This is a genomic window from Pleomorphomonas sp. JP5 (genome assembly GCF_023721815.1).
GTDB lineage: Bacteria > Pseudomonadota > Alphaproteobacteria > Rhizobiales > Pleomorphomonadaceae > Pleomorphomonas.
Genome location: NZ_JAMDLI010000001.1, coordinates 296,486 through 318,018, shown reverse-complemented (window position 1 = coordinate 318,018; position 21,533 = coordinate 296,486). Strand labels below are relative to the sequence as shown.

General features: G+C 63.4%; 22 protein-coding genes. 3 read left to right on the top strand and 19 right to left on the bottom strand.

What is annotated here, in order from left to right; genetic code table 11:
• Positions 1-20 precede the first annotated feature (20 nt).
• From M4J40_RS01535 to M4J40_RS01480, 12 genes are all read right to left on the bottom strand, one after another.
• Positions 21-1,688 (bottom strand): ABC transporter permease, encoded by a 1,668-nt coding sequence (locus tag M4J40_RS01535; RefSeq protein WP_405030705.1) that lies wholly within the window; start codon positions 1,686-1,688, stop codon positions 21-23.
• 41 nt (positions 1,689-1,729) lie between these two features.
• Complete coding sequence (locus tag M4J40_RS01530; protein WP_251751532.1) at positions 1,730-2,740, bottom strand: Fe(3+) ABC transporter substrate-binding protein; 1,011 nt, start codon at positions 2,738-2,740, stop codon at positions 1,730-1,732.
• Positions 2,741-3,122: 382 nt separating this feature from the next.
• Complete coding sequence (locus M4J40_RS01525; RefSeq protein ID WP_251751530.1) at positions 3,123-4,169, bottom strand: ABC transporter ATP-binding protein; 1,047 nt, start codon at positions 4,167-4,169, stop codon at positions 3,123-3,125.
• Positions 4,170-4,615: 446 nt separating this feature from the next.
• The gene (locus M4J40_RS01520) at positions 4,616-5,422 is read right to left on the bottom strand and encodes a creatininase family protein (RefSeq protein ID WP_251751529.1); all 807 of its coding nucleotides are present in this window, start codon (positions 5,420-5,422) and stop codon (positions 4,616-4,618) included.
• A gap of 2 nt (positions 5,423-5,424) precedes the next feature.
• Entirely contained in the window at positions 5,425-6,465 is a 1,041-nt protein-coding gene (locus M4J40_RS01515; RefSeq protein ID WP_251751526.1) for an ADP-ribosylglycohydrolase family protein, read from the bottom strand.
• The gene (locus tag M4J40_RS01510) at positions 6,462-7,412 is read right to left on the bottom strand and encodes a carbohydrate kinase family protein (RefSeq protein WP_251751524.1); all 951 of its coding nucleotides are present in this window, start codon (positions 7,410-7,412) and stop codon (positions 6,462-6,464) included. The genes M4J40_RS01515 and M4J40_RS01510 overlap by 4 nt, the downstream gene beginning before the upstream one ends.
• The gene (locus M4J40_RS01505) at positions 7,409-8,494 is read right to left on the bottom strand and encodes an ABC transporter ATP-binding protein (protein WP_251751522.1); all 1,086 of its coding nucleotides are present in this window, start codon (positions 8,492-8,494) and stop codon (positions 7,409-7,411) included. The genes M4J40_RS01510 and M4J40_RS01505 overlap by 4 nt, the downstream gene beginning before the upstream one ends.
• On the bottom strand, positions 8,491-9,309 hold the full coding sequence (locus M4J40_RS01500) for a nucleoside phosphorylase (protein WP_251751521.1): 819 nt from the start codon (positions 9,307-9,309) through the stop codon (positions 8,491-8,493). The genes M4J40_RS01505 and M4J40_RS01500 overlap by 4 nt, the downstream gene beginning before the upstream one ends.
• A gap of 7 nt (positions 9,310-9,316) precedes the next feature.
• Positions 9,317-10,135, bottom strand: a complete 819-nt coding sequence (locus M4J40_RS01495) for an ABC transporter permease (RefSeq protein ID WP_251751519.1) — start codon at positions 10,133-10,135, stop codon at positions 9,317-9,319.
• Positions 10,132-10,974, bottom strand: a complete 843-nt coding sequence (locus tag M4J40_RS01490) for an ABC transporter permease (protein WP_251751517.1) — start codon at positions 10,972-10,974, stop codon at positions 10,132-10,134. Before M4J40_RS01490 ends, M4J40_RS01495 begins: the two co-directional genes overlap by 4 nt.
• Positions 10,975-11,156: 182 nt before the next feature.
• Entirely contained in the window at positions 11,157-12,200 is a 1,044-nt protein-coding gene (locus M4J40_RS01485) for an extracellular solute-binding protein (protein ID WP_251751516.1), read from the bottom strand.
• A gap of 89 nt (positions 12,201-12,289) precedes the next feature.
• Positions 12,290-13,414: a LysR family transcriptional regulator gene (locus M4J40_RS01480; RefSeq protein WP_251751515.1), complete on the bottom strand. Its 1,125-nt coding sequence runs from the start codon at positions 13,412-13,414 to the stop codon at positions 12,290-12,292.
• Between M4J40_RS01480 and M4J40_RS01475 the strand changes: the two genes are divergently transcribed.
• Positions 13,386-14,936 (top strand): amidohydrolase family protein, encoded by a 1,551-nt coding sequence (locus M4J40_RS01475; protein WP_251751513.1) that lies wholly within the window; start codon positions 13,386-13,388, stop codon positions 14,934-14,936. The two genes, M4J40_RS01480 and M4J40_RS01475, sit on opposite strands and share 29 nt — an antisense overlap.
• Before the next feature lie 116 nt (positions 14,937-15,052).
• On the opposite strand, the gene M4J40_RS01470 is transcribed toward M4J40_RS01475, so the two are convergent.
• Positions 15,053-15,247, bottom strand: a complete 195-nt coding sequence (locus M4J40_RS01470) for a hypothetical protein (protein WP_251751510.1) — start codon at positions 15,245-15,247, stop codon at positions 15,053-15,055.
• 95 nt (positions 15,248-15,342) lie between these two features.
• Here M4J40_RS01470 and M4J40_RS01465 point away from each other — a divergent pair, with 95 nt between their 5' ends.
• Together M4J40_RS01465 and M4J40_RS01460 are read left to right on the top strand one after the other, a co-directional pair.
• Positions 15,343-15,588 carry a hypothetical protein gene (locus M4J40_RS01465; protein WP_251751509.1) on the top strand — a complete coding sequence of 82 codons (246 nt, stop codon included), beginning with the start codon at positions 15,343-15,345 and terminating at the stop codon, positions 15,586-15,588.
• A 476-nt stretch (positions 15,589-16,064) separates the two neighbouring features.
• On the top strand, positions 16,065-17,375 hold the full coding sequence (locus M4J40_RS01460) for a tyrosine-type recombinase/integrase (protein WP_251751508.1): 1,311 nt from the start codon (positions 16,065-16,067) through the stop codon (positions 17,373-17,375).
• Between the two features lie 284 nt (positions 17,376-17,659).
• On the opposite strand, the gene M4J40_RS01455 is transcribed toward M4J40_RS01460, so the two are convergent.
• The 6 genes from M4J40_RS01455 to M4J40_RS01430 form a co-directional block, all read right to left on the bottom strand.
• Positions 17,660-18,163: a hypothetical protein gene (locus M4J40_RS01455; protein ID WP_251751506.1), complete on the bottom strand. Its 504-nt coding sequence runs from the start codon at positions 18,161-18,163 to the stop codon at positions 17,660-17,662.
• The gene (locus M4J40_RS01450; protein ID WP_251751504.1) at positions 18,156-18,638 is read right to left on the bottom strand and encodes a hypothetical protein; all 483 of its coding nucleotides are present in this window, start codon (positions 18,636-18,638) and stop codon (positions 18,156-18,158) included. The genes M4J40_RS01455 and M4J40_RS01450 overlap by 8 nt, the downstream gene beginning before the upstream one ends.
• On the bottom strand, positions 18,631-19,131 hold the full coding sequence (locus M4J40_RS01445; RefSeq protein WP_251751503.1) for a hypothetical protein: 501 nt from the start codon (positions 19,129-19,131) through the stop codon (positions 18,631-18,633). Before M4J40_RS01445 ends, M4J40_RS01450 begins: the two co-directional genes overlap by 8 nt.
• Positions 19,131-19,424 carry a hypothetical protein gene (locus M4J40_RS01440; protein ID WP_251751500.1) on the bottom strand — a complete coding sequence of 98 codons (294 nt, stop codon included), beginning with the start codon at positions 19,422-19,424 and terminating at the stop codon, positions 19,131-19,133. The genes M4J40_RS01445 and M4J40_RS01440 overlap by 1 nt, the downstream gene beginning before the upstream one ends.
• Complete coding sequence (gene dnaN, locus M4J40_RS01435; RefSeq protein ID WP_251751498.1) at positions 19,421-20,545, bottom strand: DNA polymerase III subunit beta; 1,125 nt, start codon at positions 20,543-20,545, stop codon at positions 19,421-19,423. Before dnaN ends, M4J40_RS01440 begins: the two co-directional genes overlap by 4 nt.
• A gap of 623 nt (positions 20,546-21,168) precedes the next feature.
• The gene (locus tag M4J40_RS01430) at positions 21,169-21,480 is read right to left on the bottom strand and encodes a hypothetical protein (RefSeq protein ID WP_251751496.1); all 312 of its coding nucleotides are present in this window, start codon (positions 21,478-21,480) and stop codon (positions 21,169-21,171) included.
• Between the last annotated feature and the right edge of the window lie 53 nt (positions 21,481-21,533).

Below are 21,533 nucleotides of genomic sequence, written 5' to 3'. Positions count from 1 at the left end.
CGAGGTTCGCGCAATAAACGTCACGCCCTTCGCCCAACCCTTGCTAGCAAGACGACCGGCAATATGCCGACAACGACGATAGCCAGTGCGGCGATCGAGGCTTCCTCATAGGTGCCGCGCGCCGCTTCGCCGTAAAGATGAGTGGCGAACGTCTCGAAGTTGAGCGGCCGCAAAAGCAAAGTCGCGGGCAGTTCCTTGACGCAGTCGACGAAGACCAGAAGGGCGCCAGCGGAGAGCGAGGCGCGCGTCAGCGGCAGATGCACGGCGCGCAACACACCGCCGGCCGTGCAGCCGAGCGTACGGGCAGCGTCATCGAGAGATCGCGGCACACGAGCAAGGCCGGCATCGGCACTGCCGGTCGTGATGGCCAGGAAGCGAACAGCGTAGGCATAGATCAGGGCCGCGCCGGAGCCGATGAAGAGCAGGCCGGTGGACATGCCGAACCATTGCTTCGACGTGCCGTCGATGAAGCGGTCGAACGGGGCCACGACGAGCAGCACGCCGATGGCGACCACCGTGCCCGGCATGGCGTAGCCGATCGTCGACAGACGATAGAGCAGGGGAGATAGCCGCCCCGATGACAGGCGCAATGCGAAGGCGGTCGTGATTCCGGCAATGAGGGTCAACACGGTTGCGCCGCCGGCGTAGAGAACGGTGTTTATCGCCTCGTCGATAAGGCGGGGCGACAGACCGGAGAACCGCCAGCGCTTGAAGGCCTCCAGAGCGAGGTAACCGGCAGGCACCGCAAACCCGAGACACACAGGCAGTACGCCCAGCATGAACAGGCCAATCCCCCTAAAGCCTCGATGCTCGATGGGCGTCATCGGCCGACTGCGGGCGCCCGCAGCATAGCCTTGTCGACGCCGCGCCCAACGTTCGAGTGAGACGAGCGCCACGACGATGGTGAGGAGCAAAAGCGCGATCTGCGTGGCCCCAGCGAGATCGCTTCGCGTGACCCAGGTCGTGTAGATCGACACCGTCAGCGTGCGGACGCCGAGAAACTCCGAGGCTCCGACGTCATTGAGCGCTTCCATCAGCGCCAGACTGACGCCAACGGCAATGGCCGGACGGGCGAGCGGCAGCGCGACGCGCCGAAACAGCTGACGACGCGGGGTACCGAGCGTGCGGGCAGCATCGCAAAGATTGGCCGATTGCGTGAGAAACATCGCCCGCGTGGTCAGATAGACGTAGGGGTACAGCACCAGCGACAACAGCAACACACAGCCGGCGAGCGAGCGAACATCGGGCAGTCGAAACTCGCGCGGTCCTGCGTAGCCGAAGATCCAGCGGATCGTGCCCTGAACCGCCCCAATCGGATGCAGGATGTCGAGATAGGCGTAAGCGACGATGTAGGTCGGTACGGCGAGCGGCAGCAGTAGCGCCCATTCGAGAAGACGGCGCCCTGGGAAATCGTAGGCAGTGACAAGCCAAGCGAGGGCAACGCCTAGACAGCCGGCGATCAGGCCGACGCCGGTCAGCAACACCATGGTATCGGCAAGCGCCGAGAGAAGGACCGTGCCGGCGAGATGCGACCACAGTCCTACCGAGCCATGTGCCGCTTCGGCGCCAAGCGCCAACACCGGCAGCAGGACAAGAATGGCCGTCAGTCCGGCCGCAACATGCCAGCCCTTCCACGCACGACGCGGGACGGCCATGGATACCGACGTTTCTGCGAGAGCGCTGCTCATGGCGGGGAAGGGCGAAACGCGGCGCGTCCCGCCCGCTCCAATCAGCTGTCGAAGCCGACCTTGTCGACCAGCTCACTGGCCGTCTTGCGATGCTTGACGATCTCGCTCAGCGGCGTCTTGTCGACAATCAGCTCGCCAAAGGAGGCGACGATTGGATCAGCCACCACGCCGGCCTTCACGGGATACTCGTAGTTGGCCTTGGCATAGATTTCCTGAGCCTCGTCGGAAACGAGATACTCCAGGAACTTCACCGCGTCTTCCTTGTTGGGAGCATGCTTGGCGACGGCCGCGCCCGAGATGTTCACCTGCGTGCCGCCATCGCGGAAGGTCGGCAGCACGACCTTGATCGCCTCACCCCATTTCACCTGGTCTTCTCCGCCTTTGCCCGACCGCATCAGGCCGACGTAGTAGGAGTTGGCGATGGCGATGTCGCAGATGCCCCCAAGAATGTCGCGGGCGCCATCGCGGTCGCCGCCGGCTGCTTTGCGGGCGAGATTCGTCTTGAGACCGGCGAGCCAGGTTTCGGTGGCCTCGGCGCCGTGATGGACGATGTGGCTGGCAAACAGAGCCGTATTGTAGGGGTGCTGACCAGAGCGGATGCACACCTTGCCCTTCCATTCGGGATCGGAAAGATCCTCGTAGTTGAAGGTGGAGATGTCGAGATCTTTAGCCGCATACAGAATGCGAGCGCGGTAGGAAAGGCCGAACCAGTGATCGTTCTCGTCGCGAAGCTGGGCTGGCACCGCTGTCTTGAGGACCTCGGAATCGATTGCTTGCGTCACTCCCTTGTCGACGAGGTCGACCAGATTGCCGGCGTCGACGGCCATCAGGATGTCCGCCGGTGAGCTCTCACCTTCGGTGGCTACGCGTTCGGCAAGGCCGTCTTTGAGAAAGACGGTATTGACGGTGACGCCCGTCGTCTTGCTGAAGCTGTCAATAAGCGGCTGGATCAACCCCGGTTCGCGCGTCGTGTAAATGTTAACGTCGGCGGCGGCTTGACCGACTGCGGCGAAGGTTGCGAACGCCGTCAGGCCGAGGAGAATCTGTCGCATATTTCTTTTCTCCCAGTATCGAACGGGGAGGAGGCAATCATAGTTGATAATTTCAGTCAACTTTATAGATCTGGTCGCACTTTTGAATCCATTTAAGAACCATCGATCGCAGATCGGGGTAACTCGTCAGGCGACAGGAGATTTTTCCGCCTTTTCAGCGACAAAGTGACCTTCTGAGTTGAACTGGCTCGCTCATGCGGCAGTTCGTTCGATTTGGGAATGAAAGCAAAATAGTCCACATTATTAGAATTATTCTTATTACAAGAGGTGACTCTTGTTGGCACATGGAATGAGAGTAGGACAACTCGCGGCCGGCAAAGACCATCCAGGGTCCGCCGGGTGTGTCGTCCTGGTGATGTCGAGTTCGCCGCAGCGGTGCGTTTCACGTCCTGAAGATCATGGCCTGTTCCGGCGCCATCTGGATGGCGACGTGGCGCACGTCGGCCGGCAGCCGGCGCGTGGAACGGATCTCCAGCGGCTCGTCGAGGCCCGGCACCGAGACCCAAAGAGCCTCCATCTCCCCCCGCATCTGCCGCGCCATCACTTCGCAGACCTGTCTCTCCCCCTCGGAGGCTGGAACGGCTTCGATGGCCGATGGGCGCACTAGGACGGCGACGCGGTCGCCTTCGGAAAAACAGTCCCGGAGAGGGAGAACACCGATCGCCGTTTCGACCGTTGCATTGCGGACGAGACCGGGCAAGTTGTTGCAGGCGGCGAAGAAACTGGCGGCGTAGATCCCATTCGGCCGGTCGTACAGATCGTAGGCGCTTCCGGTTTGAACGACTTCGCCAGACCGCATCAGCACGACCCTGTCGCCCAACGAGAGAGCCTCTTCCGGATCGTGGCTGACGATGATTGCCGTGATTCCCAACCTGCGGATCAGCGCCAAGGTGTCGCGCCGGACGCCTTCCCGAAGCGCGCGATCAAGGTTCGAGAACGGTTCGTCCATCAAGACCAGACGGGGGGAGGGTGCCAGGGCTCGCGCCAACGCTACCCGCTGCTGCTCTCCGCCGGACAGCTCATGCGGATAGCGATTGGCGTGGCTGCCAAGCCCAACGCGGTCGAGCATATCTCCCACCCGACGGCTTCCGTCAGTTATCGTCATCCCCCTCAGGCCGAACCGGACGTTCTCCTGAACGGTCAGGTGAGGAAACAACGCGTAGTCCTGGAACACAAAACCGACGCGGCGCCGTTCCGGCTCGACAAACCGTCTGGATCCCACCACCTCCTCACCATCGATTCGGATGTCTCCCGCGTCGGGCACGTCTACGCCGGCAACGAGGCGCAGAAGCGACGACTTGCCGCAACCGGAGTGCCCGGCAAGACAGACCAGTGTTCCCCGCTCGATAGAAAGACTGACATTCCGCACCGCAGCCGTCTCTCCGAAGCGACGGCTCAGTGACACGATCTCAAGTGCGGGCGCTGTCAACAATCGACCTCGTGGGTGAAAGGCATTGTTGCCAATACATCCGAATTGCAGATGAGCGGCAAGCCAAAAGCTTCGGTCAGTCACAGTGAGAACGATAACGATCCGGGAAGATCGCTTTCGTATGGCCCGAAAACTGGGACGAAGTCTTATTCTTGGGGCTGCGAGCACAAGGCAATCAGCGCCATCTACCGGCATCTGAAAGAGAGTATCGGGCCGCTGCGCCGGCTCATGGTGTTTTACTCACACTGGCCAGATCCCTCAGCGAGGAGGAGATTATCACCCGGCGGCGACAAGCCTATTTGCCACAGCGATCGGTACGGTAAGCACGAACGGCATCCCCGTATGAACGGAGATCGACCCGCCGCTCACCCGAACCCAGAGCGGCGGCCCGTCCTCCTCGATCTGGAAGCTCGGACGCGAATCCACAAGGAGCCGGAAAGAAGCCGTCAGGCGCCCTTGTACCGGGTCACGAAATCGTCGGCCTTGCCGAGATCGCTGACCAGTTCGACAAGGCGCGTCGCCACATGGTCTAGCAGGATGCGGCCGTTTTCGGCCGTCGCAGCGGTGGCGTTGCCGGTCACGCCCGAGCGTTGGAGATCCTGCGCCTTCCAGCCGAAACCGCCGAGACGACCGTTGCCTGGGTTGGCCGAGAACTGGCGCGCCACGGCCTCGATCTCACGCGTGCTCGGCTGGAAGTCGGCAATCTCCGCCAGACGAACCAGATCCGGTCGGAGGTGCAGCATCAGGCTGGTCTCGATGGCGCCGCCGTGCATGCCGTAGGCGATCTCCTCGGGCGTGAACATACCCTCGGGATAACCGGCGTCGAACCAGGCGGCATAGGCCACGAACAGGCCGAGGCGGACGCGCAGATCCAGGGCGGCGTGGGCGAGGAAGCCGCTCTGGCCGCCATGGCTGTTGAAGATCAGGAAGCGCTTGACGCCGGCACGGGCGGCACAGGCGATGATGTCCGTCCAGTTGTCGATGAGCCGAGCCGGCGACAGCGCCAGACTGCCTGCGAAGTCGAGATGCTCGGCGGAGGCGCCGACCGTCTGTTCGGGCAGGACGACGGCCGGCACATTGTCCGGAAGAAGTTCCAGGAAGCGGACAATCATACCGCGATTGATGAAGGCGTCGGTGCCGACGGGGAGGTGCGGCCCATGCTGCTCGACCGCTGCAACCGGCAGGATGGCCACGGTATCGGATGGCAGCGCCGCCGCGTCGCGGCTTGTGAGGTCGGTCCAATAACGATGCATGGTCAGACGATCTCCGGCGAGAACGAGGCGACGAATTCGGCTGCGAAGGTCGCAAGGTCGAGGCCGTTCTGCCGCTCGATTTCAGCGACAATGTCGGCCGGCCAGCTTTCTGCCGGTTCATAAGCAGCCGCGATGGCGCCGGCGATCATGGCGATGGTGTCGCTGTCATTGCCGCCATTGACGGCTCCAAGGATGGCCTGCCAGGTATTTCCCTGTGCTGCGACGACGAGGCCGAAGGCATGCGGGACGGCTTCGGCCATGGCGACGCCGTTGCCGATCACTTCGGTCAGTTCGGCTGAAGCGGCGTGAACATCGCCTGCGAGGCGTCGACCAATGTGGACCGCCATGCCGATGCGCCGGATTACGCCGGCCCCGCCGACAACGCGGCCCCACGCGGCGGCCTCAGCTTCGCCGGCACGCGCGCCAATGACGGCCGCCTCTTCGATATCGCTGAATTCGGCACCGCCCAGACCGGCAGCAATGGCTCCGGCGACTGCACCAGCGCCCCCGAAGGCCACTTGCGTGTTGTGTGTCGGGGCCGACAGAACGGCGGCGAGCTTGGCCGCCTCCTCCGGGCGGCCCGGCCTGGCGCAACCAGCGGCTGGGGCGCGCATCGCGCCGCCATTCGATGTGCCGAACATGCAGGAGTAGACGGACGGGCTGGCGACGGCGGCCGGATCGGCTCCGGCCTTCAACTGCTCGACGGCGATGCGGGTGGTCGGTCCGGCGAAGCGGGCAAAGACGTCGGCATCCTCGGCCCAGTCAAGCATGCCAGCGACGGCATCGTCGACCGTCGGTCGGCCATGGGTGGCCATAATGCGCCGCGCCATGGCCAGCATCTGCGTTGCGTCGTCGGTCAGCCGGCCGGGCGTCAGGCCAGCTGCGAAGGGCGCCTTGGGTGGTGGCGGCAACAGGCGATCCACCCGGCCGCCGAATACGGCGACGATGTCGTTCGGGTGCATGGCCTCGGTGGCAGCGCCCAGAGCATCGCCCAGACATGCGGCGGCGAATACGCGGCGGATCGCCTCGGCGGAAGTGTTCACGGCAGGGCTCCTGCGGAAAGAGGACAAACGTTGACGGTCACGGCTGCGCGTTCCACCTCGGCCCAGGTGCCGCCAGCACCGGCGAGATGGAGACCGGCTGCCGCGACACCATGGGCGAGCGAGCGCTCGAAGGTGGTCCCGACGGTCAGCGCCCGAGCAAGCCCGGCGAGAAAGCGGTCACCGGCTCCGGTGGTGTTCTTCGGCGTCACCGGCATCGCCGCCAGGCGGAAGAGGTGGTCGCCATCACGGGCGACCACGCCATCAGCGCCGAGCGTGACGCAGACGCGACCGCCGGCTGGCTTGAGCTCATCGGAAAGGGCTGCCGCTGCCTTGTCGTCGGGCGCAATACCCCGCTCCTCGGCAAAGGCCTTGAGCACCTGTCGATTGGTGACGGCGACATCTGCCGCTGCGGCGGCGCGTTTTGCTGCCGCCCAGCCCCACCGCCCGATTTCGGGCCACTCCAGATCAATAAACGCCAAGGCCCCAGCTAAACGGGCCTCCGTCAGCGCGTCGAAGGCGGCGTGATCATGAAAGAGGTTGGCAAGAACGGCGTCGCCTGACGATGGCCGCAGATTCGATCCGATGCGGGCAAGCACGGCATCGTCGATCGGGTCGATGAGGATAGCCCGCTCCCCGGTGCCGTCGACGATGATGGTGCAGCTTGCCGTTTCAAGATCTGGCACACGTTCGATGGCGTCGGTTCCAACACCGGCTTCGCTCAGTCTGTCGAGCAGCCGCTGACCGACGGAGTCGTCACCAACGACGGAGGCGGCGACCACACGCTCGCCCCAGCCGGCCAACGCGAAGGCCACGTTTCGCGCAGGACCACCGGCCGTGTCGTATTTCGCACTGATAAAGGCCTTGTCGTCTGGGCCAGGAATGCGATCCACCTCGATGACCCGATCGAGGACGACCGGTCCGATGCAGAGGAACTCGGAGCGTCTCATTGGGTGTCGATCCTGAGGCCGGTATTGATGTCGAACAACATCACGTCGGCGGCGCGCGGTCGGAGGCCCACAACCGCGCCGACCTCGGGCGACGCGCCGGCATGAGCCACTGCAACGCGATGACCCTCGACGAGAAAGTGCAGCAAGCGTTCGCCGCCGAGATACTCCGACGACGTAAGTTCGGCCGAAAAAGCGCCCGGCGCGTCGTGCTCGACGAGGTCGAGCCGCTCGGCCCGAAGGCCAAGCCTAACTTCGAGGTTTCTTACCCTATCCAGCCTTTCGCCCAGCAGGGGATCCGGGGACCAAGCCGTCTTGCCAACGCTCCAGCCTCCGGAAAGATGCCGGCGGGCCGTTACCAGACTGGCAGGTGGATTGCCGACAAAGGTGCCGATGAAGGCAGTGGCAGGGCGTTCGTAGATATCTTCCGGGCTGCCCCACTGCTCGATGGCCCCGTCATGCATCACCGCCACCTTGTCGGCCATGCTCATCGCCTCCTCCTGGTCGTGGGTGACCATGACAGTGGTGGCGCCGACGCGAGCGTGAAGCTCGCGGAGATCGACGCGCACGCTCTTGCGCAGGATGGCGTCGAGGTTGCTGAGCGGCTCGTCCAACAGGAGAAGGCGAGGGCGAATGGCTAGCGCTCGGGCGATGGCGACGCGCTGCTGCTGGCCGCCCGATAGCTGGCGTGGCATGCGGTCCCCGAGGCCGTCGAGCTTGACGAGATCGAGTGCCTCGCGCACGCGGTCGTCGGCCTCCGCCCGCCCCATGCGACGCATGTCGAGGCCGAAGCGGACGTTCTCGGCGACGCTCAAATGCGGGAACAGCGCGTAGCTCTGGAAGACGACGCCGATGTCGCGCCGGAAGGCAGGCACGCCGGCCAGCCACTCACCGGCCAGACGGATGCGACCCGCCGTCTCGGTTTCCAGGCCGGAGATGATCTTGAGCAGTGTCGATTTGCCACAGCCCGACGGACCGAGCAGAGCCACGAAATCGCCCTTGGGAATGGTGAGCGAAATCCCCTTCAGCACCTCGGTTTCACCGAAACGCTTGGTCACGTCCTCGATGTGGAGGTAGTCCTTCATTGCCCCTCCTCGGCGAGGCGCGCCAATGCGCCGAGCCCGACGAGGATGGCGTTGCGCTGGCCGGAGCCCGAACGATGAGGTTCGCCGGTCACCACATTGTCGCCGACCGACGACACGGCGCCGCCGCGCCGACCGTAGAGGCTCGACAGCGTCAGGATCGCCGCCGCCTCGCGGTCCGTATTGAGGATACCGGCGCGCCGCCAGTAGTCGATGATCTGCTTGTGCTCATCCTGCAGATAGCCGCCCGGACCGGGCTTGCCCCAGCCGCAATATTCGCTGTCGCCCGAACGGGTGATGCCGACGTGGAAGGGGTGACCGATGGCCTCGGCCTCCGCCGCCATGGCGGCGACCACCCGCCAGTCAGAGACAGCGGGATACTCGGCACGGACATGGGCCTTGGTCATACCCTCGTCGCGCACGGCGCCGGAGGAAATGACGATGTCGCCGACACGCACCTTCTCGCCCCAGGCACCGCAGCCCCCGATGCGGATCACCGTATCGCAATCGGTGTAATTGAAGAGATCCATGAGCGCGAGTTCGGCTTCCGGTGAGCCGGATCCGCCGAGTACGACCGAAATCGGTATGCCGCGAAAGCGGCCGGTGTAGGTGGTGAAAAGACCGGTGCGTGCCACCTGCTCGGTGCCTTCGAGCTCGGCCACGATCTGGTCCTCGTCTGCCCCTTCGCCGACGACCAGCGGATCGCGGACAGCAAGGACCACCTTGGCGGCGACACTGTCGCGCCGGAAACCGGTCAGCGAGGGAATGCCGTCGCGTTCGAACTTCGGCATGCGATCGAGGTAGGGATAGTCAGTCATGATGCACTCACACTTGCCGCGACCATTTCATGGTCAGCTCACCGACAATGGCGGCGAGAAGGATGATCGCGATGATGCCCGCGCCGATGGCGAGCGTGGTTGGATCGACACCCTGTCCGCGCAACTGCGAATAGAGGCGGACGGGAAAGGTCATCCAGCGACCGCCGGCAATCAGGGCCGAGACGATGACGTCGTTGAACGAGACCAGCAGTGAAAAGGCAGTGGAGGTCAGCAGGCCGGGCAGGGCGAGCGGAATGATGATGCGCCGCGCCACGTCGAAGGGACGGGCGCCGAGACTTGTTGCCGCCGCCTCGAACACCGGATCGATACGCTCGAACGTGGCATGCATGATGCGGACAGCATAGGGCAGGGTGATCACCGTGTGGGCGAGCACCAGTCCGGTCAGCGTGCCGGTGAGGCTCAGCGCCGAATAGATCTGCATCAGCGCGATCGCCCAGACGATCAGCGGCAGTACCAGCGGGGCCAGCAGGATGGCCTCGATGATCCTGGCGCCGCGAGGCCGGTGACGCACGAGGACGTAGGCGGCGAGCGACCCCGCGACCACCGCGATGGTCGCCGCGAGCACCGCCACCACCGAGGATATGCCGAGAGCGCTGCGGTATTCGCGGCTGACGGTCGCCGCTTCGAACCAGCGGAGCGACAGCCGTTGCGGCGGGAAGCGGAAGAAGCTGCCGTCGTCGAAAGACGCGAGGATCAGAACGGCGATCGGTGCAAGCAGCACGAAGTAGGCAATTACAATCCACAGAACGTGGAGGCCTCGCCAGAGACGCGTAACCAATGTCTGGGTGGTGGCCAGGGACATCATTGAGCCTCCTGACGGCGAATGAGGCGGCTACCGATGGCAATGGCAACTTGCAGGAGGCCGATCATGACGAGCGCCACCATGGCGAGCGCCGAGGCGAACGGCCAGTCGAGGACCTGGCCTGCCTGTTGGTAGGCCACGGTTCCGAATGTGGCGATGTGTCCCTGTCCAAGCACCTGCGGCGTGACGAAGGACGTGAAGGTGGCACAGAACACCAGCACAGAGCCCGCCACCACGCCGGGCATGGCGAGCGGCAGGATCACACGGCGCCATATGGCGGTTGCCGGCGCCCCCAGCGAAGCGGCAGCCTGCTCGAGGTCAGCTGGCAGACGAGCCAGAGTGTTGACGAGAGGCAGGACCATCAGGGGCAGGAAGGATTGGACGAGGCCGATCAGGATGCCGGTGGGCGTGCCGAGCAGCTTCACGGTCGGCAGGCCCATGAGCCGGGAGGCGCCGTTGACCACGCCGAGAGGCCCCATCAGGTGCAGCATGCCGAGCGAAGGCAGCAGCGCTCCGGACACCAATGGCACCAGCATCAAGGCCAGCAAGATGCCTTTGAGACGACCGGCGCGGGTGACGATGAAGCGTGCGACCGGCAGCGCGACAATCAGCGAGAGGATTGTCGTGATGACGCTGTAGGCCAGCGTCCGCAGAAGAACCTCGAGGAAGAACGGATCGGCGAGAAGGCGGATGTAGTTGTCGAAGGATAGCCCGTCCGCGAGCAGCAACGATCCCTCCGCCTGGGTGCGGAAGGATGTGCTCGCCAACCAGACGAAGGGGGCGAGAAACACCACGGCCGAAAGAGCGAGTGCCGGCAGCAGGAGCAGAATTGACGGCGGCATCGGCGGCGATAACCTTCAGTGGATGAAAAGGCCGGCGCACGAGGGGGAGAGATCGCGCGCCGGAAGGTGCCTCGACCGGCGGTAGCCGGCTGCGGTTCGGGCAGGGGAGCGAGCACCGCAGTTTGGGAATGGCCGTCTGCCGTGCGCGGCAGGGCCCCGACGGGCCGCCGCGACAGGGCCGATTACTGGCCGAGGATTTCCTTGTTCCAGCGCTGGGTCCAGTCTGAACGCTGCGAGATCACGTAGGGCCAGTCGAGCTGCAGGAGACCCTGGACCTCGTCCGGCGTGTCGATGACGTCGGCCGACACCTCCGGCGACAACTTGACGTTCTTGTTGGTCGGACCAAAGTAGAGCTGCTCGGCGTAGTCCGTCTGGTTCTTGACGCCGAGGGCCAGGGCCGCGAACTTCTTGGCAAGTTCCGGCTCCGGCGAGTTCTTGACCAGGCACAGCATGTCGCGCACCAGCACCGGGCCGGGCTCCTTCGGGAAGGAGAAGCCGATGTCGGGGTGGGTCTTGAGGGCGGCGAGCACGTAACCCGAGATCATCGGAGCCATCGCCACTTCGCCAGCGTCCATCATGGCGAAGATCTCGTCGAGATTGGTGTAGGTCATGGCGATCGGCGTCAGCTCCTTGAGCTTGCCGAAGGCGGCATCCGGATCATGCTCATCCTTGCCGGCGAGGCGGGCCGCGACGCCGAGCACGCCATCGCCTTCAGAGCCGGGATAGCTCGACAGGGCGATCTTGCCCTTGAACTCGGGCTTCCACATGTCGGCCCATTCCGGCGGTTTGGAGACCAGTTTCTTGTTGTAGGCGATGCCGAGTCCGACCAAGGACATGGCGTAGCAGCCATTGTTCATGCCGTCCCAGACATCCTTGAAATAGGGGGCGTTCGGGTCTGGCGCCTCGACCATGCCATCCTTGAGAGCCTGCGGCGCCTCGTAGATGTTGACGAAGGCGACATCCATCGTCGGGTTGGCCTTCTCGGCATAGATGCGGGCCATGCGGTCGCCTGAGCCGCCCAACACGAACTCAACCTTGGCTCCGGTTTCCTTCTCCAGCGGCTCGGCGGCGTTCTGTCGCAGAAGGCGCTCGATGTCGCCGCCCCAGGTGCCGACCACCAGCGTCTTGCCCTTGAAATCCTGAGCGACGGCGGGAAGGCCCGCCGTTACGAGCATCGTGGCCGCAAGACAGGCCGCGGCTACCCTCGAAAGTCCATTGTCCGACATGTTGGTTGTTCCCCGATGTTTGCTTGGACGGACACCGATTGAAGCGGATTTTCCGCTCGGAGAAAGGCCTTCGCAGCTAATAATGATTATCAGGTGGGCAATATGGAAGCCGCCTCTTTTTTCGGCGACGGTAAGGACCCGCGGTCGGTGAGGTCCTGCGAAACCCTCCGAACGAGTGATCTGAGCCAGCGATTGAAAGGCGAGTGGTGGGCGCGCTCATGCCAGAGCAGATAAAATTTCATCAAGCCGAGCTCCGGCGGCGCGTCCACCAGCGCAAAGGCCATGTTGCTGGCCATCTCCTCGGCGAAGGGTCGGCTGGAGGTGAATACCAGACCGGCCGAAGCGGCGAGCACCCATGGCACCAGCGTGAACTCCGGAACCGTCATCGAGATGCGGCGCTTGCGGTCGAGCTGGGCGAGACGGCCGTCTACCGGGCTGATCGCCGCCGATGCGGTCGGCGTGGGCGACAGGTGTTCCAGCGTAAGGTATTCCTCGAGCGTCAGGCTGGCCCGTTGCGCGAACGGATGGTCTCGCCGCATGACCAGCACCATGTCGGCATCGAGCAGCGGCGCGATCCTGAGATTCTCGCGCGGCGCCGGCCAGTTGCCGATGGTCAGATCGATGGAGCCGGTCTCCATTTCTTCGAATATGTCGCGTTCATCCGGGATGGCGCTGAAATCCACCTGCATGGCCGGTGCCTCGGAGCGCAGGGCGGCGGCAATACGCGGCAGGAAGAAGGTGCCGAGACAGTTTGCAGCCTGGATGCGCAGGCTGCGCACATCGGTAGACGGTTCGAATGTCTCAGCGTTGAGCACCATGCTGTCTATTTCAGCAAGAATGTCCGTCACGCGCCGGCCGATCTCCGCGCCTCGTTCGGTTGGTACCAAATGGGCCCCGGAACGAACGAGAAGGGGATCACCCAGGATTTCCCTGAGGCGCTTCAGCGCCAGACTGATGGCCGGTTGGCTCTGACCAAGGCGGACCGCCGTCCGGGAAACGGAGCATTCCTCGATCAGAATCAGGAAGATGCGCATCAAGCGCACGTCAAGTCCATGTTCGATCGGGCGAAGCATCGGCTTCCTACACCTCAGGTTTGCAATCAGGCCATCGAAAAATTCGACAGCCTTCTCAAAGCAGATTTCGTGCCGCCACCCAGCGCACCCATGCCTTAACAAGGAAGCAGACATGGCCCTTCTGATCCGAAACGGACACATTTTCTCGAACGACGCTGCCGGTACTGAGTACGAGAGCGGTGACATCTTGGTGGTTGCCGACCGGATTGCAGCCGTTGGCGCCGACCTGTCGGCCGAGGCCGCGAACCATCCGGATCTCGAAGTGGTCGACGCCGGACGCTCGATCGTCTTGCCGGGCTTTGTCGATGCGCACATGCATTCGAACGAAGGCTTCGAGATGGGGCGCTACGACAACCTGCCGTTGGAGATCTGGCTGTCTGAGGTCTACCCGCCGTTCGGCGCTCCGACGTTGACTTGGCGCGAGCACTACCTCAGGGCCATGCTTGTCGGCATCGTCTCGCTGCGATCCGGCGTCACGTCGTTGCAGGACGACGTCATCAACATGGCCTTCACGCCCGACGCGGTGGATGCCACCGCGACCGCCTATCGCGATCTCGGTCTCAAGGGCTGGATCACCGCCTCCATGTGGGACGAGGGTTTTCTCGCAAGCCTGCCTCCCTTCACCGCCGAGCTGATGGATGCCGATCTGCGAGAGCGCCTGAGCAAGCTGACGACGCCGGGACGCGCCGAGCAGATCGCGCTTTTCCAAGAGTTACGCCGGCTCTGGCACGACAAGGACGGCATGCGCATCATCCTCGGCCCTTGCGGACCGCAGCGCTGCTCGCCGGAACTGCTCGAAGAAGTCGGGGAACTGTCACGCACGCTCGACCTGCCGATCCACTGCCATGTCTTGGAGACCAAGACGCAGGCGGTCACCGGCGAGACCAAGTATGGCATGACGCTGCCCGCCTTCCTCGACAAGGTCGGCTGCATGACGCACCGCCTCACCATGAACCATGCCATCTGGCTGACAGACGCCGACATGGAAATGATGGGATCCGTCGGAGCGTCAACCACCCACAATCCCTTGGCCAACCTCAAGCTCGGCTCCGGCGTTTCGCCAATCCGCAAGCTCAAACAGGCCGGCGTGAACGTGGCTCTGGGATGTGATGGTGTCGCCTCGGCCGACAGCGCCGACATCTTCCAGGCGATCAAGGTGGCGGCGGGTCTGCACAAGATCGGCAGCCATGACTTCCACACCTGGGTTTCGGCGCACGAGGTCTATGACATGGCGACGCATGCCGCCGCCCGATCCAGCCTGATGCAGCACGAGGTCGCTTCGCTCGAGGTCGGCAAGAAAGCCGACATCATCCTGCTTGATCGCTACGACTGGGGTTTCCTGCCACTGCATGATTTCCGCAATCAGATCGCCTTCTCCGTCAACTCCGAGGCCGTCAAGACGGTCATCACGGATGGTCGGGTGGTGATGGCCGACCGGAAGCTGACGCGTGTCGACGAAGACGCTCTCCGCTCCGAGATTTCCGAAGCCGCCGAGCGGTTCAGGCGCGACTATTGCCCGTCCATGAGCGTCGGTGCAGCGACGGTGAGGCCAGCGCTCGAAGCCATGCATTTCAAGGCGACCGGGATGACTGTGCCGGCTGGGCATCTGCCGCTGCGGTTGCCTCCGGCGGCAGCCAAGGCTGCGAGCTATCCCGCGAAGTAATGGCAAAGTCTAAGGATGGAATTCCGAGACGTCTGATCGCCTAAGCGGTTGGTCAGACTGAAGGTACAGCAGGCGCAAGACCTTGGCCTTCGCCGGTCGCAGACGCCCGCTGCCCTTCAAGGCATCGGGTCATTTTCAAGAGCCTTTCGCCAACGCCACGCGAACCCCGGCATAGATCGCATCGACCTCTGTACCTCGACATCGGTCATCTGCGCGAACTCTCGCTCCCGGGCAAGCATCGACAGCACGCCGTCGATCTGGTGGAGGAAGCCGAAGAGGAGGTCCATCAGCCCGCCGGGCATGTCGACCAATGCCGACACCTACCGCTTGAAGGCGTCATAGCCCCTTCAGGAAGGCCGTTTCGGCGGGAAGATCGACATCGGCGTCGGGTTGGGAGCATCAGTCGGTGCTCGACAGGACCAAGCTCATCCGCCCCCCCCTGGTCGCCGTGGTGATCGAAGTCGACAGTGTGATCCCCTCCGACTTCACGCGCATCCTGCGGCTGGTCTGGCTCGCTCCCGACATCACCGATGCAATCCTTGACAGTCGCCAGCCGATCGAACTCTCGGCCAAGCGTCTCAGCGCGATGAGCAACCCGCCACCCGACTGGCCGGCGCAGCGAGTCGCGCTCGGCTTCCCACCAAGATGCTGAACGGCACACCATGCCGCAGGACGACAACAAACACGAAGCGCCCCGCCACTCAGCGGGGCGTTTGCAATCGTGGCGACTGCATCGCGATGTCGTCTTTGGGATACACCTTGCCGATGGAAGAGGATCAGTGGTCGGGAACCGCGTCCCGGTCTGAGATGGCGATCATGGCCCCGAACCGTACCACCAATCTGGTCAGTTGAGATAAAGGCGCATGGTAAGCTGGCAGTTCCGTACCAAATGGGTCTCACGGAAAGATTGGCCAAAGGCCCCTGCCACATGTCTTTGAGAAGTTGGAGGAAGTCGCCGAAGCAGGCGGAAATCCATAAATACCAATAAAACCAAGAATTTATGGCGGAGCCGGAGGGAGTCAACTTCGTCGGTCATTTTTGGCTGATTTGCGCCATTTTTGGCGGTCTTCTTGACAGGGGGTGCCCGGCTAGCGCAAAAAACGTCCAACAAAACGTATAACGGGCGTTATGGCTGAGTTACTAACCAAAAGGGCAGGCTTCTGGCACTTCGTGCGTCGTGTGCCGACCGCGTTCGCCGAACTGGATCGGCGGGGGGTCGTTCGTCAATCGACAAAGATTCGTGTCGTGGACGATCCTCGTGGGGTTCGGGCGGCTAGTGTCGCCAAGGCCATGGATGCAAGTTTGGAAGCATACTGGCGCGGCTTGTCGTCTGGTCGTGTCGGCGAGGCACAGGCAGGCTATGCGGCGGCGAGGGCGAGGGCGCGGCGCCTCGGCTTTGACTATATCTCGGCAGGCGAACTCTCTACTCGGCCACTCGATGAGATTGTCTCCCGGCTGGAAGCAGTAATGGGTGGTCGCCTTGGCATGGACAATGGCGCCGATGTCGCAGCCGTCCTCGGTGGCGCCGATCGGCCGGCATTCATGCTGACGGGCTTGTTCGACGCTTATCGCCGCTTGCAGTCAGCGACCATCGCCGATCTATCCACGGACCAACTGCGCAAATGGGCAAACCCCAAAAAACGTGCCATTGCCAACCTGGTGACCGTTCTGGGTGACAAGCAGATCGACCGGATCTCCCGCTCAGATGCGATTGACTTCCGAACCTGGTGGTCGGATCGGATTGTGCATGAAGATCTTCAAATCGACACGGCAAACAAGGATTTCGGCGCGCTCTCGGCAATGTTGACGTGCCTCGACGAAACCTATCTTCTTGGCCTGGACCCGGTGTTCAAGGGGCTCCGCATTGCCGGCGGCGCGAGCGGTCAGCGGACGGCCTTCACTCCCGAATTCGTTCGCGAGCAGATATTGGCGCCGGGCCGACTCGATGGTCTCAATGAGGATGCACGACTGATTGTGTATCTGATAGCTGAGACAGGTCTTCGCCTCTCAGAGGCGGTCAATCTCACCTCCAAGACAATCCGCCTCAATGGGCCTGTGCCGTATGTCATCGTGGCGCCTGAAGGTCGCAGAATGAAAACGCAGCACAGCGCCCGTGAAATACCACTCGTCGGGATTGCGCTAGAGGCGATGCGATGCCGGCCTACAGGCTTTAAGCGGTACCGCGACAAAGGCGGCACGCTTTCTGCCGTGGTCAATAAGTTCTTCGGTGAGAATGGGCTGCGGCCGACGAGCGGCCATAGCCTATACAGCCTTCGGCACACCTTTGAAGATCGCCTGACGGCCGTCAACGCGCCTGACAAGGTCATAGCTGTGATGATGGGTCATAAGCATCAGCGCCCCAAGTACGGTCTCGGGCCGACGCTTGAACTCAAGCACGAGTGGCTGACAAAGATCGTGTTTCCTGTGCGGGCGCTATGAGGTTCTCAACGGTGCGGGATGCCAGCAGCCGCCGCGCCCGCGCCACCGGACCATCAGCGCTTTTCCTAGCGGCAACTTCCTTCTCCAACCGCTCGAAAATAGGCGCGTAAACCTCCCCATACGTCTCGACGACAAGCGCGGCGGCCACTAGGGCGCGCTCCAGCCGTTCGTCAGAGATAGGGGGCGTCGGCATCAGTCAGACTTCTTTGCCGATGAGTTTCAGATCGGCGGCCGTCCGGATCGGGGCGGCCGCCATCGACAGAAGGTCGTGGGTCCCCGGGCGGTCAGCCATAACTGACCTCCTCCGCTTCTGCCAGCCGTTCCGCCATCTCGTAATTGAAGTCGGTGCGCACCAACCGCGCGCAATCGCGCACGATCACCGCATCTTCCTCGCATGGTGTAGTTTCGGCTTCTGCGTCAAGGGTTTCGGCAATGCGTAGCCGTTCGGCTTCGACCGCTTGGGCTACCAGAACTCCGGTCAGCGCGGACTCGGTGTGACCGCTGCCACCGTCGATGCGCCGGGCGATCGATTGAGCCACTTGCACCTGTCCGGCCATGACTGGCCCCGTGGGGCTGTCGTCGCCGGGACCTTGGTCATAGTCGTCAGTGATCCCCCGGCACCGCTCGCGCTCGGAGAGGATCGCATGGGCGATACCCTGGATAATGTGCCCATGATCAAGCTCGCCGGCCAAGTATAGTGCCGCGATCCGAAAGCCGCGTTCGGCCTCACTGATGCTCGCAGCCGCTTTGCGTGCGGACAGAATGATGTCGTCAGGGAAGTCAGCCATTGGCGCTGGCCTCCTCAACCCTCTCCAAACGGGCGCCGCCGTCATCAACGACGAGGCGAAACTGCGCGCTGATGGACCAATCGTAGAATTCGACCTCGATCGTTCCGGGCTCAAGCTCGTATTCGCCGGCAAGTGTTTCGATCAGCGCGTCCAGGCTGTCGGATATCGTGTCGGGGTCGCGGTCGTACCAGAAAAGCGTCGCGCCATCTGGGATATGTCCGTGTCTCTCAACTTTGTGGTTTGTTCCTATCGTCACCTCGATATCAGGCCACACGCGGCACAACTCGAACTCGACGAGATCGCCGGGAGAAACCAGCATCCGATAGGCATCATTATCGTCCTGGCCCTCCGGCGCGATCAGCCATAGGTCGCCGACCGGCCCGCGTATGAAGGCGCTCGGATCTTGCTGGGGCGCCGGCACCCATTCATCCATCCATGCCGCTGGCAACCACTTCTCGGAAATGGGCTCACCCATGGCGCACCTCGAACTGAATGGAGATGCGGGGGAGGGTGATGCCGCGCCGATCGCGCATCGCCCCTGGTGGCAGCGGCCAATTGGGCATGCCTGCCTCGAGGACTTCGGTTGGCTGGGTGCGAAGCTGGGGCGTCGGTTGCTTTCGACCCCGCTTATCGCTGAGCGCTTGGCGCGCCGCTCGCAACTTCGGCACGATGACGACGGTCTTCCGGCCGGGCAGGCGATGCGCGATGGATTTAGCCGTGGCGGCCGGATCTCTGGCCGCTTCGGCGATCACTGCGTTTTCCTCCTCGGTCCATCGCCGGCCGGCTTCGCCTTTTGGGAAACCTGCGTCAACAAGCCGGTCGGAGACGGTACTGGTGGCCATCCCCATCTGATGAGCTATCTGTGTGCGGCTAAGACCTCCATTGAACAACTGAACGATAGCCTCGGTTTCGCGCTGGCGCGCTGAGGCATTAATGGTGACTTTCTCCAGGACCGCTGTGGAGGGCATCAGAAAAGCTCCATCTGCATGGTGGTGCCGGCCGGCGGCGTCGCCGGGTTGGCTTGGGGAGCGGGGGAAGTGGTTTTGCCAAAGGTCTCGGCTTCTTCGGCCGTCGCCATGCGGCGCACCAAAGGTCCGCCGACGAACATCGTGCCGCCTGTCGCGGTGCGGCCTGTGACGTTGTGCTTCCCGCGTTCAATGACACGCAGCGCTATCGGCTGCTCGCCCCAGCAGTCGACGGCAATGACGATGGCGCCGAGGGGTAGGGCGGCAAGGTCGAGCGGGTAGGGTCGCGCGCTCATTGCGGAAGCCTTACGGGCATCAGCACCGCCGTGACGCCCGGTAGCCCCTCGGCGGTGATGACGATGGGAGAGGCTGCGTCCGCCTGAAATGACAGGGCTGCTTCGCCGGCCCCGATCGGCGCGAGGCAGTCGCGAAGATAGTCGACGTTGACGCCGACCACGAACTCCGGGCCGTCATAGACTGCGTCGGCTTCGCTCTCCGCCTCGGCGTCCGCATGGCGAGCCTTGACCAAGATCTCCTCGGCCGAAACGTGGAGCGCTATCCCCGTCGCCTTGCCTTTCAGCACCACCCCGGCGCGTTCGGCGGCGCCGGCAAGCGCCCCGGCGTAGACCATCACTGACCGGGCGAAATCTCGGGGAATGATGGCTTCGTAATCGGGATAGGTGCCGTCGATGAGCAAAGCCGTATAGGTGGTGTCGCCGGCATTCATGTGTATCGCACGGTCGGAGAACGCCAGCTCGACGGGCTCGGCTTTCCGGTCGGCGGCCACCTTGGCAATCTCGGTTGCGCCCTCTGTCGGGATGATGCGGAGCGTCAGGCCGCCGGCATCATCCGGTATGGGCAAGGTGCGTTTCAGCAGCGTATGGCCATTGGTGGCGACAAAGACGAGGTCGCCTTGCCGGTCCTCGCCGATGGCGACGCCATGCAGATAGTGGCGGGTGCCGTCATCGCAGGCGTGAGGAAGGCAAAGCTCGATAGCCCTGGCGAGATCCGCGCCGGCCATCTCGAAGGCGATATCGGCCGACCCGCGCTCGATCTCCGGGAAGTCTTCGGCGGGCAGGGTGCCGATACGGACGCGGTTCCTGACGCAGGAGACGACGCAGCGGGTATCGCCTTCGGCAAGGGGGTGATTGATCGTTACGCGCTCGCCCTCAGGCCAATGCTTCAGCGCGTCGCCAAGCGTCTTGCCTTCAACGCAGATTTCCCCCGGCTCTTCCACCTCGGCCGCTATGGCGATGGTGATGCGGCGGTCAAAGTCGGCCGCCGATACGGTCATCGCGTTGCCGTAGGCCGACAGAAGCACGGTGCCGAGGATCTGCATGTCGGCCTTTCGCGGCATTGTACGCCGGGCCTTAGCGAAGGCGGCATGCGCGGCGTCGCGGGCGATGGTGACCTTCACAGAGAGCACTCCTTTGAAAGGACTGGCGGCGCCGGGCTTGTTGAGGCGATGGAGCTTCCGGCGCCGCCTATCCGCGCATAAAGCGCGGAAAGGATGGGGTGCCCGGCGGCTGCGTTGCTGGCACTCGTCTACTCAGCCGCCGGGCTGGTCGGCACCATGGGTAAGGCTGGCGCCGAATGCTGTTGCCCCTGAGGGCGAAACTCACTGGCAGCGGCATCCCGCTGCCAGATTGGAGGGCGATCTAGGAGTCCTCGACCTGCTACGCTTGACGTCGCGTTGGCATTTCGGCCGATCGATCAGGCTCGATTGGCAAAGCCGCCTTTCCATGTGCCCGTTTGCGTGGTCGGTGCGGGAAAGACTACCGCCGTCACTCCACCTCGTTCGCCCCCTCGGGCGAATTGGTTGCGGCACTCTCTCCGCCCGTCACGCATTGCTCTCTCTTTCGGCGGTTGGCAGGTTCCCGAGCCGCGTTCCCCGGTTAGCCGCTTAATGCCGCCCCACGGTTCATCCCATGCCGTGGGTCATCTGAGGGCGCTACAGCTTCGGTCCCTCTGGGTTTCGCTCTCCTGCCGCCAAGTGAATGGCGAGTGCTGCGGCTACAAACGTTGTCCGCAAGCGCGCACTCACTTGCCGCCGGCGGTGGCATCCATGCCGGAAGATGGTGCGGCTGCTTTCAACGATCTCTTCTGTTCGGCCAGCCATAACTTCATGGACTCGCCCATCGGTGGGTGCGCGAGAGTGGCCTTGCCAATCTCCTCGCAGCGCTCTCCGGCCTTAGCTGGGCAGTCATCGGCTGATCGGCGGAACTCTATCGGGTAGGGAAAAGTGACCGCATCAACTTCACCGTCGTGCAGGGCTTTGAGCGCTGTGGCAATCTTATCGACCGATGCCCCTGGCCGAATGGATATGGTTTTCGGGGTCGTGGCGGCGGTCATCGTGCTCCCTTTCCGGATTTGACCTAGGGAGCGATATCGCGGGTCATGTACCG

What these genes read in the sequence shown, in the direction of transcription:
- M4J40_RS01535 (WP_405030705.1), bottom strand. Translation starts at nt 1,688, where the DNA reads ATGAGCAGCGCTCTCGCAGAAACGTCGGTATCCATGGCCGTCCCGCGT.
- M4J40_RS01530 (WP_251751532.1), bottom strand. Translation starts at nt 2,740, where the DNA reads ATGCGACAGATTCTCCTCGGCCTGACGGCGTTCGCAACCTTCGCCGCA.
- M4J40_RS01520 (WP_251751529.1), bottom strand. Translation starts at nt 5,422, where the DNA reads ATGCATCGTTATTGGACCGACCTCACAAGCCGCGACGCGGCGGCGCTG.
- M4J40_RS01510 (WP_251751524.1), bottom strand. Translation starts at nt 7,412, where the DNA reads ATGAGACGCTCCGAGTTCCTCTGCATCGGACCGGTCGTCCTCGATCGG.
- M4J40_RS01505 (WP_251751522.1), bottom strand. Translation starts at nt 8,494, where the DNA reads ATGAAGGACTACCTCCACATCGAGGACGTGACCAAGCGTTTCGGTGAA.
- M4J40_RS01500 (WP_251751521.1), bottom strand. Translation starts at nt 9,309, where the DNA reads ATGACTGACTATCCCTACCTCGATCGCATGCCGAAGTTCGAACGCGAC.
- M4J40_RS01495 (WP_251751519.1), bottom strand. Translation starts at nt 10,135, where the DNA reads ATGATGTCCCTGGCCACCACCCAGACATTGGTTACGCGTCTCTGGCGA.
- M4J40_RS01490 (WP_251751517.1), bottom strand. Translation starts at nt 10,974, where the DNA reads ATGCCGCCGTCAATTCTGCTCCTGCTGCCGGCACTCGCTCTTTCGGCC.
- M4J40_RS01485 (WP_251751516.1), bottom strand. Translation starts at nt 12,200, where the DNA reads ATGTCGGACAATGGACTTTCGAGGGTAGCCGCGGCCTGTCTTGCGGCC.
- M4J40_RS01475 (WP_251751513.1), top strand. Translation starts at nt 13,386, where the DNA reads ATGGCCCTTCTGATCCGAAACGGACACATTTTCTCGAACGACGCTGCC.
- M4J40_RS01480 (WP_251751515.1), bottom strand. Translation starts at nt 13,414, where the DNA reads ATGTGTCCGTTTCGGATCAGAAGGGCCATGTCTGCTTCCTTGTTAAGG.
- M4J40_RS01460 (WP_251751508.1), top strand. Translation starts at nt 16,065, where the DNA reads ATGGCTGAGTTACTAACCAAAAGGGCAGGCTTCTGGCACTTCGTGCGT.
- M4J40_RS01455 (WP_251751506.1), bottom strand. Translation starts at nt 18,163, where the DNA reads ATGGCTGACTTCCCTGACGACATCATTCTGTCCGCACGCAAAGCGGCT.
- M4J40_RS01450 (WP_251751504.1), bottom strand. Translation starts at nt 18,638, where the DNA reads ATGGGTGAGCCCATTTCCGAGAAGTGGTTGCCAGCGGCATGGATGGAT.
- M4J40_RS01445 (WP_251751503.1), bottom strand. Translation starts at nt 19,131, where the DNA reads ATGCCCTCCACAGCGGTCCTGGAGAAAGTCACCATTAATGCCTCAGCG.
- M4J40_RS01440 (WP_251751500.1), bottom strand. Translation starts at nt 19,424, where the DNA reads ATGAGCGCGCGACCCTACCCGCTCGACCTTGCCGCCCTACCCCTCGGC.
- M4J40_RS01430 (WP_251751496.1), bottom strand. Translation starts at nt 21,480, where the DNA reads ATGACCGCCGCCACGACCCCGAAAACCATATCCATTCGGCCAGGGGCA.